At 67.9% G+C, this 12,729-nt stretch carries 13 protein-coding genes, 1 pseudogene and 1 riboswitch; of the genes and pseudogenes, 9 read left to right on the forward strand and 5 right to left on the reverse strand.

All coding sequences use genetic code 11. From position 1 onward, the window contains the following. Positions 1 to 82: 82 nt before the first annotated feature. The 5 genes and pseudogenes from B1A87_RS14960 to B1A87_RS14975 all read left to right on the forward strand — a co-directional run bounded on the left by B1A87_RS14960 (position 83) and on the right by B1A87_RS14975 (position 4,358). Positions 83 to 571: a hypothetical protein gene (locus tag B1A87_RS14960; RefSeq protein WP_395940252.1), complete on the forward strand. Its 489-nt coding sequence runs from the start codon at positions 83 to 85 to the stop codon at positions 569 to 571. After that, a complete protein-coding gene (locus tag B1A87_RS25070) occupies positions 572 to 775 on the forward strand; it encodes a hypothetical protein (RefSeq protein ID WP_395940253.1) in 204 nt (67 codons plus the stop codon). Further along, a pseudogene (locus tag B1A87_RS14965) lies at positions 772 to 2,806 on the forward strand (YhgE/Pip family protein). Before B1A87_RS25070 ends, B1A87_RS14965 begins: the two are co-directional and overlap by 4 nt. Further along, positions 2,803 to 3,453: a TetR/AcrR family transcriptional regulator gene (locus B1A87_RS14970; protein ID WP_078029921.1), complete on the forward strand. Its 651-nt coding sequence runs from the start codon at positions 2,803 to 2,805 to the stop codon at positions 3,451 to 3,453. Before B1A87_RS14965 ends, B1A87_RS14970 begins: the two are co-directional and overlap by 4 nt. An 8-nt stretch (positions 3,454 to 3,461) precedes the next feature. After that, positions 3,462 to 4,358: a hypothetical protein gene (locus tag B1A87_RS14975; protein ID WP_144275830.1), complete on the forward strand. Its 897-nt coding sequence runs from the start codon at positions 3,462 to 3,464 to the stop codon at positions 4,356 to 4,358. A gap of 15 nt (positions 4,359 to 4,373) precedes the next feature. Here B1A87_RS14975 and B1A87_RS14980 read toward each other — a convergent pair whose 3' ends face one another. The 5 genes from B1A87_RS14980 to B1A87_RS24050 form a co-directional block, all read right to left on the reverse strand. Continuing rightward, positions 4,374 to 5,708, reverse strand: a complete 1,335-nt coding sequence (locus tag B1A87_RS14980) for a D-alanyl-D-alanine carboxypeptidase family protein (RefSeq protein WP_260680865.1) — start codon at positions 5,706 to 5,708, stop codon at positions 4,374 to 4,376. Between the two features lie 77 nt (positions 5,709 to 5,785). Continuing rightward, positions 5,786 to 6,313, reverse strand: coding sequence for a histidine phosphatase family protein (locus B1A87_RS14985; RefSeq protein WP_078029919.1), 528 nt, complete (start codon positions 6,311 to 6,313; stop codon positions 5,786 to 5,788). 94 nt (positions 6,314 to 6,407) lie between these two features. After that, the gene (locus tag B1A87_RS25075) at positions 6,408 to 6,635 is read right to left on the reverse strand and encodes a dodecin domain-containing protein (protein ID WP_395940254.1); all 228 of its coding nucleotides are present in this window, start codon (positions 6,633 to 6,635) and stop codon (positions 6,408 to 6,410) included. A 33-nt stretch (positions 6,636 to 6,668) separates the two neighbouring features. Beyond that, on the reverse strand, positions 6,669 to 7,541 hold the full coding sequence (locus B1A87_RS14995; RefSeq protein WP_078029918.1) for a winged helix-turn-helix domain-containing protein: 873 nt from the start codon (positions 7,539 to 7,541) through the stop codon (positions 6,669 to 6,671). Between the two features lie 687 nt (positions 7,542 to 8,228). Then, positions 8,229 to 8,405, reverse strand: a complete 177-nt coding sequence (locus B1A87_RS24050) for a hypothetical protein (RefSeq protein ID WP_260680866.1) — start codon at positions 8,403 to 8,405, stop codon at positions 8,229 to 8,231. Positions 8,406 to 9,298: 893 nt separating this feature from the next. Here B1A87_RS24050 and B1A87_RS15005 point away from each other — a divergent pair. The 4 genes from B1A87_RS15005 to B1A87_RS24060 all read left to right on the forward strand — a co-directional run bounded on the left by B1A87_RS15005 (position 9,299) and on the right by B1A87_RS24060 (position 12,666). After that, positions 9,299 to 10,039, forward strand: a complete 741-nt coding sequence (locus B1A87_RS15005; protein ID WP_056630944.1) for a response regulator transcription factor — start codon at positions 9,299 to 9,301, stop codon at positions 10,037 to 10,039. A gap of 3 nt (positions 10,040 to 10,042) precedes the next feature. Next, complete coding sequence (locus B1A87_RS15010) at positions 10,043 to 11,620, forward strand: HAMP domain-containing sensor histidine kinase (RefSeq protein ID WP_078029917.1); 1,578 nt, start codon at positions 10,043 to 10,045, stop codon at positions 11,618 to 11,620. Between the two features lie 95 nt (positions 11,621 to 11,715). Next, a riboswitch (cyclic di-AMP (ydaO/yuaA leader) is annotated at positions 11,716 to 11,879 on the forward strand. Positions 11,880 to 11,884: 5 nt separating this feature from the next. Continuing rightward, positions 11,885 to 12,358, forward strand: coding sequence for a hypothetical protein (locus B1A87_RS24055; protein ID WP_260680867.1), 474 nt, complete (start codon positions 11,885 to 11,887; stop codon positions 12,356 to 12,358). Continuing rightward, positions 12,355 to 12,666: a hypothetical protein gene (locus tag B1A87_RS24060; protein WP_260680868.1), complete on the forward strand. Its 312-nt coding sequence runs from the start codon at positions 12,355 to 12,357 to the stop codon at positions 12,664 to 12,666. Before B1A87_RS24055 ends, B1A87_RS24060 begins: the two co-directional genes overlap by 4 nt. The last annotated feature ends 63 nt before the right edge of the window (positions 12,667 to 12,729 follow it).

A 12,729-nucleotide genomic window follows, 5' to 3' on the forward strand; every position in this document is an offset into this window, starting at 1 on the left:
GGTCACAGTGGTGCAGTGCTATTTGAACTGACTAGTCAGTTCAGTTAGCCTTGTTGCAGACGACATCTGCGAAAGGCTCCCTTTGCTCTCCGTACAACAGCTTCGCGTGAACGGCCGGCGGGACGATCTCCTCCCGCCCACGTCATTGCAGGCATCCCGCGGCGAACTGCTGCTGGTCACGGCCGACCGCCAGGACCAGCGGACCGCGCTGGCCCTGGCCCTCAGCGGCCGGATGAAGCCCGGCGGCGGCACTGTCAGCTGGGACAGGCAGGCCAAAATCAAGCAGCTCCGCGGCGCCGGCGCGCTGGTGGACTCCCCCGGCGTCAACGAACCCGAGCAGCACCTGAGCGTCCGGGACCTCGTGACAGAGGACCTGTCCCTCATTCCCCGCCGGTACCGCGGCGCCCTCCTCAGCAAGCCCTGGCTGAAGGTGAACCGTTTCGAAGACATTGCCGGGATGTGGGCCGAGCAGCTCACGCCGCGGCGCCGCACCGAACTCCTGACGGCCCTGGCGCTCGCCAACCCGCGCACCGACCTCCTGGTCCTGGACCTGTCTCTTATACACATCTAGATGTGTATAAGAGACAGCGCCGATCCGGCGGACTGGCTGCCGCGGCTCAAAGAACTGGCGTACGACGGCGGCCGGCCACTCGCCGTCGTCGCCACCGTGACTGCCCTCCCGCCCGGCTGGACCGGCCCGGCCGCCGTCGTCGGCAACGCGGCACCCAAGCCGGCCAGCACCGAAGAACAACCCGAAACCGAGGACGCAAAGTGACAGTGCTACGGCTGGCCAGCTCCGAACTCAAGCGCATGACGGGCGGCCTGCTGCCCAAGCTGACCATCCTGGCGCTGACCATGGTTCCCCTGCTCTACGGCGCGGTGTACCTCTATGCCAACTGGAATCCGTACGGAAACCTTAACCAGATCGACGCCGCGCTCGTGATGGAGGACACCGGGGCGGCCACCAGCGACGGCGGCCGTCTGCAGGCCGGGCAGAAGGTAGCGGACAGCCTCGTGGAAGGGCACGTGTTCAACTGGCAGCCCGTCCGGTCCGCGGCCGAAGCCGACCAGGGCGTCAGCGAGGGAAGGTACGCCTTTGCGCTCAAAATCCCCGCGACTTTTCCAGCAACCTGGCCTCCCCGGAAGTTTCGATGCGGCCAGCCAGGCCATGCTGAACGTCACCACCAACGACGCCAACAACTACCTGCTCAGCACCATCGTGGATAAGCTCACCACCGCCGTGCACGCCACCGTCGCCAAGGAGGTCGGCGCGGAAACGGCCAACCAGCTGCTGACGGGCTTCGGCACCATCCACACGCAAATGGTGAAGGCGGGCGGCGGCGCGGGAACCCTGGCCGACGGCGTCGCCCGGCTCCGAGACGGCGCGGGCACCCTGCACCAAGGCACCGGGCAGCTCGAGGCGGGTGCGGCCGAGCTGTACAACGGCGAAGTCAAACTTCGCGACGGCGCCGCGCAGCTTGCGTCCGGAGCCGGCCAGCTGAGCGGCGGGCTCGCACAGCTCAAGGACAAGACTGCCGGACTTCCCGCCGATTCACAGAAGCTCTCGGCCGGCGCAGCCCAGGTCGCCGCCGGAAACGCGGCGCTGAACACCAAAGTCCAGGACGTCGTCGGGCAGCTGCAGGCCGCAGACACCGGACTCCGGACACGGGTCCAGGAGTCCAACGACAGGCTCGTCGCCGCCGGCGTTCTTACGCCGGAGCAGGCCGCCAGGGTCCTCGCGGACTTCGACGCCGCCGCGGCCTCAAGCCCTGTCACTGACGCGAGGGCGAAAATCCAAGCCGATGCCGCCCAGATCCAGCAGCTCGCCGACGGCTCAGCGGCCGTAAGCGCAGGGGCGGCCAGTCTCGCCGCAGCAACTCCTGCGCTGACTGGAGCCATCTCGACCGCCTCGGGCGGCGCGGACCGGCTCTCCGACGGCGCCACAACCCTGGCGGCCGGACAGCAGACGGCCGTGGACGGCGCCGCCGCGCTCACCGACGGAGCCGGGAAGCTCGACGACGGCGCAGCCCAGCTGGAGACCGGTGCCCGCGCCGCCGCGGACGGTTCCCGGACGCTGGCCACCGAGCTGTCCAAGGGCGCGGGCAAGGTGCCGAACCCGGATGAAGCGCAGAAGAGCAACCTCTCCGGGGTGATCTCCGACCCCGTGGCCGTCAACAACGTGTCGCAGGCCAAGGCGGGTTCCTACGGTGCCGGGCTGGCTCCCTTCTTCCTGACCCTGGCCCTGTGGATCGGCGTGTTCATGCTGATCCAGGCCATGCGCCCCGTCACGCAGCGCGCCCTCGCCTCCAACGCGCCCGCCTGGAAGATCGCCGTCGGAGGCTGGCTGCCGTTCTTTGCCGTGTCCGCCGTGCAGGCGAGCCTGCTCACCGTGGTGGTGAATGTGGGGCTGGGGCTGAATCCTGCCCATCCGGTCCTCATGTGGCTGTTCCTGCTTGCCGCGGCTGCAGCCTTCAGCGCCCTCATCCAGGGCGTGGTGGCCCTGCTGGGTTCGCCGGGGAAGCTGGTGGTGCTCATACTTCTCGTGCTACAGCTTGTCTCCTCCGGCGGAACGTTCCCGTGGCAGACCACGCCGCAGCCGCTGCACGTGGTGCACCAGATCCTGCCCATGGGCTACGTGGTCAACGGCATGCGGCACCTCATCTACGGCGCGGACCTGTCCATGATTCCGTCCACCGTGGCGGGACTCCTTGGCTACACTTTGCTGGGGGTGGTGCTCTCAACGCTGGCCGTCCGAAAGCACAAGTTCTGGACCCTCAAGACCCTGAAACCGGAGATCGCCGTATGACCCCATCGGAGGCCGGCCAGGCGGCCGTCCAGCTCAAGAAGCTGCGTCCCGCCCGGACCAACGCCACCAAGCAGAAGCTCTTCGAGGCATCCATGGAGCTGATAGGTAAGCGCGGCGCGGCAGGCGTGACGGTGGACGAGATCGCGGCGGCAGCCGGCGTCTCGAAGGGCACTGTGTACTACAACTTCGGCAGCAAGTCCGATCTGATCGCCCAGCTCCTGCGGCACGGCGTGGACATCCTCGAAGCCAGGCTCCTCAGCGTGCAGGGCGAAACAGCGGACTCCCTCGCCGGCATGGACGCCATGATCGGGCAGGCGATGGACTTCATGGCGGAGTATCCGTCCTTCGCCCGGCTGTGGGTGAGCGAGAACTGGCGCACCCCCAGCGAATGGCAGGACACGTTCGCCGAGCTCCGCGCGCGGCTTCTCGGCGTGATCGGATCGGCCATTGAAAGGGTGGCCGCGGAGTATCCCGTGGATGCCTCCATCTCCCGGGGAAGCCTGGAAACGGCGATATTCGGCGCCTGTTTTGTGGTGGGACTCGACCGCCAGACGTACAACCCGGAGCGGACCCGTGACCAAAGTGTTGCCGCCATCATGGCCATCATGCGTGGCTACGTGCAGAAGCGGCCTCATCCTCAGGGATGATTAGTCCCATGAGCCACATGGGTAACAGCGGGAAGACAGCCGTCGGCGCCGTTTTCGCCGCGCTCGGCGCGCTCGTGCTGACGGCCGTCACCCTTGAGGAGGCTGCGCTGTTCGCCTTCCTGGGCGCAGTGGCCGTGGGATACGTGGCGTCTGTGGCCGAGTCATTTGCCCGCCGGCGCTACCTGGCGCTCCTGGCCGGCGGCATCGGGACCAGCCTGTCGATCGGCTGCAGCATCGCCTTCCTGCGCATGTGGGGCCTGGCATTCAATCAGGACGCAGGGGCGCTCGGGGAGGCTGTGACCACCAGGGACTCGGACATCTACTTTTACCTGGCGGCCGCCTCGGGTTCGCTGACCCTGGTGGTGCTCTTCGCCGGAGCAGTCTGGCCGCCCGCAGGCGGCTGCGGGCGCGGTCCGGCGTCCCGGCCCGGAAGCGGCCCCTGCCCGTGCGTCAACGCGGCGGCCGGCCGCCAGGCTGCCGGCAGGCGCACGGCAATCCCCTGCGACCGCCCAGCGCCAAGCACCCCAGCGCACTCAGGCGGCACGCACTTCCGCGGCGCGCCAAGCCACGTCGCGCACGGCTACGCCGCGGCAGGCCGGGCAGCGGACCGCGGCACCCCGCCAGCCTGCATCCCGCCAGCCTGGCCAGCCGGCGGCAGCGCCGAGGACATCCGGCTCAGGAACGTCTCCCTCGACAGCTGCCGGCCGGACGCCCCGCCGCTGAGCGGCCGCTGGAACGACTGGGCGGCCGCTGAAACGACTGGGCGGCCGCTGAAACCACGCCGAGCGGCCGGCGAAACCCGGTTGGGGGCCGCCGGCGGCCTTGGTCACCGGAAGACGCTCAGCGCCTGCCAGCCGTTGCCCACCTGGCGGCTTCCGGTGAACCGGCCGCTGCCCAGGCTGTAGTAGACCAGCCGGCCGTCAGCGGTCTTGGCCGTGAGGCCGCGCGTTCCCGGGCCCTGGAATCCGAACGAGGCGTGGGACTGGGCGACGGCGCCCCAGCCGTTCCCCACCTTCGGGCGCGCTTCCCGCGCGAACCTGCCGGCGCCGTCGGACCTGTACAGCATGAGGTCCCCGGCCGCGGTGGTGACCAGCAGGTCCTGCCGCCTGTCTCTTATACACATCTAGATGTGTATAAGAGACAGCCTGAAACCCGTTCCCGATCTGCTGCCGGGCGCCCAGGGCACCGCCGGCGGCATTCGGGTAGAAGTACATGGCGCCGTCCCCAGCCGTTCCCACCACGCCGGGGAACCGTTGGCCGTTGTGCCACTTGCCCACGGTGATGTCCATGGACTGCCAGCCCGCCGTGCCGGCCGTAATCGGGCTGAGGAAGCCGCCGGAGAGCTTGCCGCGATAAACCGTGAGGGTTCCGCTCTTCCACTGGGCAATGATGTCGTTCACTCCGTCGGCGTTCCAGTCGGCCACGAAGCCGGCTTTCAGGCCTGCCCAGCCCGCTCCGATCCGCTCCCGGGCACCGAAACCGCCTGCACGGTTGGCCGGATAGTTCCACAGGATGCCCGCGGAATCTGCCGCGAGCACGTCGGCGCCGCTCTTGATGGACGGGCGGGCCGCGAAGTACTGCTCCATGGTGGGAATGCCGCGGACTTTCATGTCCGTGGCCAGCTGCACTCCGACGAACCGCAGATGCCAGGGCTCGTACGCGTAGCCGGTGACGTTGGTGTAGCCCGCCGGGTACCTCACGATGAACCCGTAGCGGTGCGCGTTCGCCGCCACCCAGCGCCCGCCCGGGGTGGTCCCGAAGCAGGCGGTCAGGCCGCAGCCGCCGCCCACATTGCCGATGTCCGCCGCGAGCCCCGTCTGGTGCTCGCTGTAACCCGGCCGCGCCGAGATCTGGTCCGCATACGCCTGCCCGTACATCTGGACGTAGGAGCTGTACAGCGCGCTCTGGGACGCATAGGACCTGTAGGCGCTCACCACCTCCAGGAAGTGTCCGGCAGCACGCGCCCCGGTGAAGAGCTGGCTCATCGCGCCGGATACCTGGGCGCGCAGCAGGTGGCCGGTCCCGCCCCACGAGACCAGGTCCCGCGGCACGAACTGCACCGGGTTCAACGGCCGGGACTTGTTGACCAGCACCCAGGGGTTGCTCGCGTCGGTCACCACACTGGTGGACAGCTGCTCGCCCGAGGGAGCGGCGGAGGCGGCCGGCGCACCGCCCGCGAAGAGCATCAGAACGACGACGGCGGCGGCGAACCGCCGGGCGCGACCCCGCCACCGGTTCAAAGCAGAATTCAGCATGGCGGGCCCTTCCCCACTAGACGGCACTGAGTTCAAGGGTACCCGCGGGCGGCCCGGTAGTACCGGCCTTGTCCGCGCTAGTGGGCGCGGGGGACCTTGAAATGCGTGATCCGTGCGTCCTGCCCGTCGAGCTCCGCCCAGGATTTCTCCGTCTCGAGGATGGTCAGCCCGCTGGTGGGGAACCTGGTTGCCGCGTCCATATAGGCGTCGTGGTTGGAGTCACGGGATGCCAGGTGCATGGCCAGGTCCTGCACTCCGGGCATGTGGGAGATCACCATGAGGGTGGTGACGGTATCCGGAACGTGGTTGATCACCGTGAGCATGCGGAGCGCGGAGGCGGCGTAGAGCCCGTCCTCAAGTTTCGGCGTCGGCGCTTTGTCGCCGAGTTCGCTGCACACCCAGGTGCAGGTCTGCCGGGTCCGGAGGGCGCTGGAGCAGAGGATGAAGTCCGGGACGATGTTGTGTTTGAGCAGCCACTTGCCGGCCAGCGGTGCTTCACGGTGGCCGCGCTCCTCCAAGGGACGGTCATGGTCCGCCACACCTCCGGGCCAATCGGCCTTGGCGTGGCGCATGATCACCAGTCGCTTCTTGTGGTGCGCGCTCATGGACTCACCCTACTACCCAACTAGGTAGCAGCACGCGTCGTATTCAGGCCCGAGAACGACGCGACCTGCGACCCAGTTGGGCGGGAAGTACGGGTCAGTCCTCCAGGACGAAGGTCACCTCCAGCACCACATGCCAGGCGACCACGTTGCCGTCGGCGATTTCGACTTTCTGCTCCTTGACCCAGGCCCGGAAATGCCGCGCAGGGTCTTGCTGGCCCGGCTGAGAGCCTACGACGGAGCAAGAAACGTCAATAGAGCCCCACCAAACCCACCCCGGAGGCGGCGAGGGATCGTGCCGCGAAAGCGAAAGCGCCCGCCCCAACTGGGGACGGACGCTTTGGCGCTTAAGGAAGAGCTAGATCGAGTATTCCGGCGCGGCCCAGACAACGACCTCGGGGTGCTCGTAGAACCGGTAGCCCTGGCCGCGCACAGTGCGCACGGTGTTGGCGAGGCGGCCCAGCTTGGAGCGGAGGCGGCGGATATGGACGTCGATGGTGCGCTCGTTCGGCACCTCTTCGGCATTCCGCCACAGGCCCTCAAGGAGTTCGTCACGGCCCACGGTGCGGGTGCCGTTCTCCACGAGGTAGTTGAGGAGCTCGAACTCCTTGAACGTCAGGTTCAGGGACTCGCCGTCGAGGTGGACTTCTCGGCGGGCGAGGTCGATCAGCACGCCCGACGGACGGGGATCCTGTGCGGGCTGCAGGCGTGCACTCTCAGTGCGCTGCCGGGTGTTGACGGTGGGGTCACCGAACGTGGAACGGACGACGTCGAGTGCGGAACCCGGCGCGCTGGCCGGCGCCACGGCGACGGCGGCATAGCTCTCGGCGCCGGAGACGAGTGACTGGGCGTACGCCCGGATCTCCTGGGCGAGCTTGGCGATGGAGGTGCCCGCAGCAGCCGCGGTTTCCTCGTCGATTCCCATGTAAAGGACGAATCCGCGGGCCACGTTGTCGTTCGGCACGGGCCGGACGGAGCCGCCGGCGGCCGGAGCGACGACGGGCGTCGGCGCGGTCAGCGGTGCGGCTTCCTCAGCCGGCACGGCGCGCAGCTGGCCGTAAGAATTGGGGTTGTAGCCCTGGGGTGCATAGCCGGGGGCGGGAAAGTTGTTTCCCTGGCCTGCCGGTGGGAAGGCCGGACGGGTACCGAATCCCTGGCGGAGGCCCGACGTCTGGCCGGCCTTGTTGGCGTTACGGACGGAGATGTGGACGTATCCAGATGCAACTGACATGAATGCTTACCTCAATGTGAATGGCCGTCATCGCGGCTCGAATGCTTGGTTCCCCGCAATGAGTTCTGGGGAGGGGCGCCCGACGCTGGGCTGGGGGCGAATGCCTAAAAACTTTGTGGGGGTAGAAAGTTAGGCGTGCATTCGACAACAGCGCATCTCGGCGGCAGCGGGTGTGCTGGGCCAATATTCTGCGGCTGCAGTTGCTGTTGAGTTCTTGTTCACAATTGAAAGTGTGCAACGTAACAATGAAAACTTGCAAGTAACAATGGACCACTCCGTCCGCATCGTGAGACGAATCGCGGGTTTGTGGGTCAAATCACAATTCTACGAGGCCCAATTTTTCCAGATTTTTTTCCAGACCGGTCGGTCGGAAAGGGCCGTTTTTCGAACTAAATTCGACTAAACCCTTCTTTTTCGTCAAATATTCAGCGACATTTCAGATGCGGGAATTCCGGCGCCGCAAATCCCTAGTTGTCCAGCTATGACGCCATTCGGACAAAAGATTTTGGGCCAAGCACGCACGCCGGCACGGGTCAAGCCGCTGCGTGCGTCCCGGCTGCGCCCAGGCCGGCGGACCTGGACGCACCGCCGTTGCCGCGATCCAGAGACGCGATCCAGAGAGAGGCGCCTGCTGCTTTCGCAGGCACCCGCCATTCGCCGGCAACCACGAGGCACCAGGCACCAGTCTCAGCTGGTCTGCCCCGTCTGGCCCGTCTGCAGTGCGGCGATCAGCTGCACGGTTTCGGCAGGGAAGGCCGAACCTTCCTTGGCCGCCACGATCCTCACGGTGGCCCCGGCGGCGATGTCCGCTACGGTCAACCCGCTCGCAGATGACTGCTGGCGTCTTTGTTGCTGATTACTCACGGCGGTGGCCTCGCCCACCGTGTAAGTCAGGTGAATCCGTCCGCGCTCTTGACCGTGACGGAACCCGAGGAGACGTTCGCGACGGTGCCCAGCTGTGCCACCTTCGTGACGTACTGGCTGCCCTCTTCGATGACGTACTCGGGTGGACGGCCGACGAAACGCCGCTGCCCATGCCGCCCAACCCGCCCGGCGCGAAGTCGCCTCCCTGGCCGGGCACGGCGCCGTTGGCAAAGCCGCCCTGCGGTACGCCGCCCCGCTGTACTCCTCCCGGTGCCAGTCCGCCCTGGCCCCCGGCACCGGATGCCGCGGTCCCGTTGGCCGCAGCTGCGTTACCACTCAGGCTGTAAACGCCAGCGCCCGCCCCGGCCGCCAAGACAGTGGCCGCGCCGGCAACCACGAGTCCGCGCTTCATGGTCCAGGGCTTCGGATTGGCTGCCGCATCGCCTGGGCTGCCGGCCGGAGGCGCACCCCACCCGGCGCCCCGGCCCGGTGCGGGCTCGGGAATGGCTGCCGTGGCAGGCTCGGCCGCCTGGGCGTTCCGTCGGGCTTCGCTCTGGGGGGCTCCCTGGTGATCGCCCGTCCCTGCATGGGGAGCTGCCTGGTGCTGTCCGGACGGCTGATCGCCGGCCTGCGACCGGGCAGCCGGCGGCAGGGGCGTGGTTTCCGGAACAGGTGGGTACTGCTGTCCGCTCATTGTTATCTCCTTCAGGCGTGCGGAAGTTGTCCATTCCAGACTGGGAACCGTTCCTGTGACTGGCCTGTGCAGGGCAAGGGCCATGCCTGTGACCCGAGAAATCCCCACGCTGCGCCTTCCAGCTCGCTAGGCTTGGATTCACAGCCGGCGCACAGGAACACCAAAGCGCCGGCTAAACCCCGGAACGGAGAGTTGTCCCATGGCCACTTCGCACTCCATGACCAACAACCTTCCCCAGCTCACCCACCCGGACGGCTCACCCATCCGTGCCCTGGTGGTTGACGACGAACCCAGCCTGTCCGAACTGATGAGCATGGGCCTGCGCATGGCAGGCTGGTCGGTTGCCGTGGCCGCAGACGGCCCCGAGGCCGTCAAGCTCGCCAAGGAATTCCGCCCGGACGTCCTCGTGCTGGACGTGATGCTCCCCGGCTTCGACGGCGTAGAGCTGCTCGGCAGGATCCGCGCCTTCGCGCCGGAGGTTCCGGCGCTGTTCCTGACGGCCAAGGACGCCGTGCAGGACCGCATCGTGGGCCTCGCCGCGGGCGGGGACGACTACGTGACCAAACCCTTCAGCATGGAGGAAGTCCTGCTGCGCCTGCACCGGCTGGTGCAGCGTTCGGGCGTGGCCGCCATGGATTCCGCCGAACTGGTGGTGGGAGACCTGGTCCTGAACCTGGACACCCGGGAAGTCACCCGCGCCGGCGACGAGCTGCAGCTCACCGCGACCCAGTTCGAGCTCCTCCGGTACCTCATGGAGAACCCCAAGCGGGTCGTCAGCAAGGCCCAGATCCTGGACCGCGTATGGAACTACGACTTCGGCGGCCAGGCCAACATTGTCGAGCTGTACATCTCGTACCTGCGCAAGAAGGTGGATGCCGTGCACCCGCCCATGATCCACACGGTCCGCGGTGCGGGCTACGTCATCAAACCGGCAGACTAGGCCGTGGCAAACCTTTCCGGTGCCGTCCGGACCCAGCGCCGCAGCTGGCTGAAGCCGGGCACCTGGCATCTCCGCACCCGCCTTGTCCTCGTGGCCATGGCTCTGCTGGTGGCCATCTGCGCCGCGATCGGCCTGTTCAGCTACGCCAGCATGGACTCCTTCCTGACCCGCCAGCTCGACGAGCAGCTCACCGGGGCCGCTGACAGGGCCCGGGACTTTGGCCGTCCCCCGTTCGGCGCCTCGGGCAAGGGGCCCGATCCCCTCGAGGGCAGGGGCCAGCGGGTGGGCACCCTGGCGGCCAGGATCCAGGCCGGCGAAGTCAGCAGCGCAGGATTCCTGGCCTCCGACGCCACCCGCAAGACACTCTCGGCGGCAGACGACAAGGTCCTCCTGGGACTGCGCCGCGACGGCGTACCCGTTGACCGCACCCTGTCCACCGGTGCCTACAGGCTGGTTGCCGCCCAGACGCCCTACGGCGACGTCATGGTGACCGGGCTTCCCCTGGCCGACAAGCAGAGCACCCTGACGTCCCTTGTTGTGACCATCACGATCGTGTCGCTGGGCGGAATCGTGCTGATCGGCCTCGCCGGAACGGTGCTCATCCGCCGCACCATGAAGCCGCTGGAGCAGCTCTCGGAGGTGGCCACGCAGGTTTCGCGGCTGCCGCTGGATGCCGGTGAGGTGGCGCTCGCCGTCCGCGTCCCGCCGTCGAACGCCCATCCCGGAACTGAAGTGGGCAGCGTGGGCCACGCCCTCAACCAGATGCTGGATAACGTCTCCAACGCGCTGGAGGCGCGGCAGGAGAGCGAAATGAAGGTCCGCCAGTTCGTGGCCGACGCCTCGCACGAGCTCCGCACCCCGCTCACGGCCATCCGCGGCTACACCGAGCTGATGCGCATGACCGAGAAGTTCACGCCGGACGGCCAAAGGTCCCTGGCCCGCGTCCAAAGCCAGTCCGAGCGGATGACAACCCTGGTGGAGGACCTCCTGCTGCTCGCCCGGCTGGACGAGGGCCAGCCGCTCAAGCTCAGCGACGTGGACCTCACGCAGCTCGTGATCGAGACCGTCAGCGACGAAAAAGTCATGGCCCCGGACCGCATCTGGCACCTCGAACTACCTGAAGAGCCGGTGGTGGTCCGCGGCGACGCCTCGCAGCTGCACCAGGTGCTGGCCAACCTGCTGTCCAACGCGCGCAAGCACACCGGATCGGGAACCACCGTGGTGACCGGCGTGATGAGATCGGCCGACGGCAGCGCCGTGGTCACCGTGACGGACGACGGCGCCGGCATCCCGCCGGAGTTCGTGGACCGCGTCTTCGCACGCTTCGCCCGCGCAGACGCGTCCCGTGCGACGCCGGCGCAGGTCCTCTCGCCCGCCGGCTCCGGCGGACGGACCGCGGCGGCGGCTTCGGGAACGGCGGCCCCGGGGTCCGCTTCGGCAGAGGGAACCAGCGGCCTGGGGCTGTCCATTGTGCAGTCGATCGTGGAAGCCCACGGCGGCACCGTCGAGGTCACTTCGCGGCCCGGCCGGACCGAATTCGCCGTCCGGCTGCCGGCGCAAGGCGACGCGCCGTCGTCGTGATCTCCGTTACCCAAATGTGACTTAAGCGTTTGCCTCCTGTACCGTCGATAGGGTGTTGCTCCCGTTAGGGCAGCACTTCCGGATGGACGCCCAGCTCTGCCGCTTTCCCGGATTCCGCATGACCAGGCAGAGGCGGGGGGAACCAGAGTCCCGGGCTTTTCGCATCAGCCCTTGGGGTGAAGCCGACACGTGAATTTCCGTGCGGCCGGATGACCTCATCCGAACCCGACAGCTAACTCCGCAGGTGTTGAGAGGCAATCCACCATGTCTGAATTCAAGGTAAAAGCGCGCCCTGAAGGCGCTCCCAAGCAGTCCCGGCAGAAACTTTCCCGCCATCGCGCCGAGCCGGCAGCGCCCGCCACACACTGGGGCCGGATCACCGCCGGCATCCCGTCGTTCGGCCGCCGCGCAGCCGTAGTGACCACCGCCTGCGCCGTGCTCATCGGCGTCGGCGCGGCAAGCCAGGCAGCTGAGCAGTCCGCACCCCGGGCCAGCTCCGCAGCGGCGACAGCCACGGCGTCCCCCGCGCCGACGCTCAACTTCGACAAGACGCTCATCGCTGCCCTGCCCGCTCCGACCGCAGCCGCGCTGGCTCCGCAGTCCGTCGCCAAGCGGCGGCGCCCAAGGCCGCTCCGGCGCCCGCCGCCCCAAAGGCAGCCCCGGTGCCGGCCAAGGCTGCTGCTGCCCCGGCCGCCAAGGTTGCCCTGGCTCCCAAGCCCGCGGCCGCCGTCCCCGTGAACGACCCCGCCGGCGCGCAGGCCTATGCGGCCGCCAAGCTCGCTTCCTATGGCTGGGCCGCGGACCAGATGCAGTGCCTGCAGACCCTGTGGACCAAGGAGTCCGAGTGGCGCACCACCGCCACCAACGCGAGCAGCGGCGCCTACGGCGTAGTGCAGTCCCTGCCTGCCGAAAAGATGGCGAGCGCCGGGGCGGACTACCTCACCAACTACCGGACGCAGATCAACTGGGGCCTGGACTACGTCAAGGAACGCTACGGCTCCCCCTGCGGCGCGCTGAACTTCCACCTCGCCAACAACTGGTACTAACCCAGACTGTGAGCAACTGAGGGCGGCGCGCATTTCTGCACCGCTTTGAGGTTGACGAAGGGC

The sequence above is a fragment of the Arthrobacter sp. KBS0703 genome (assembly GCF_002008315.2).
In the GTDB taxonomy this organism is placed as follows: domain Bacteria; phylum Actinomycetota; class Actinomycetes; order Actinomycetales; family Micrococcaceae; genus Arthrobacter.

Bases quoted from the DNA above. Each gene is read 5' to 3' on its own strand.
- B1A87_RS14975 (WP_144275830.1), top strand. From the start codon at position 3,462: ATGAGCCACATGGGTAACAGCGGGAAGACAGCCGTCGGCGCCGTTTTC.
- B1A87_RS14985 (WP_078029919.1), bottom strand. From the start codon at position 6,313: ATGAGCGCGCACCACAAGAAGCGACTGGTGATCATGCGCCACGCCAAG.
- B1A87_RS25070 (WP_395940253.1), top strand. From the start codon at position 572: ATGTGTATAAGAGACAGCGCCGATCCGGCGGACTGGCTGCCGCGGCTC.
- B1A87_RS15005 (WP_056630944.1), top strand. From the start codon at position 9,299: ATGGCCACTTCGCACTCCATGACCAACAACCTTCCCCAGCTCACCCAC.
- B1A87_RS24055 (WP_260680867.1), top strand. From the start codon at position 11,885: ATGTCTGAATTCAAGGTAAAAGCGCGCCCTGAAGGCGCTCCCAAGCAG.
- B1A87_RS14995 (WP_078029918.1), bottom strand. From the start codon at position 7,541: ATGTCAGTTGCATCTGGATACGTCCACATCTCCGTCCGTAACGCCAAC.
- B1A87_RS14970 (WP_078029921.1), top strand. From the start codon at position 2,803: ATGACCCCATCGGAGGCCGGCCAGGCGGCCGTCCAGCTCAAGAAGCTG.
- B1A87_RS14980 (WP_260680865.1), bottom strand. From the start codon at position 5,708: ATGCTGAATTCTGCTTTGAACCGGTGGCGGGGTCGCGCCCGGCGGTTC.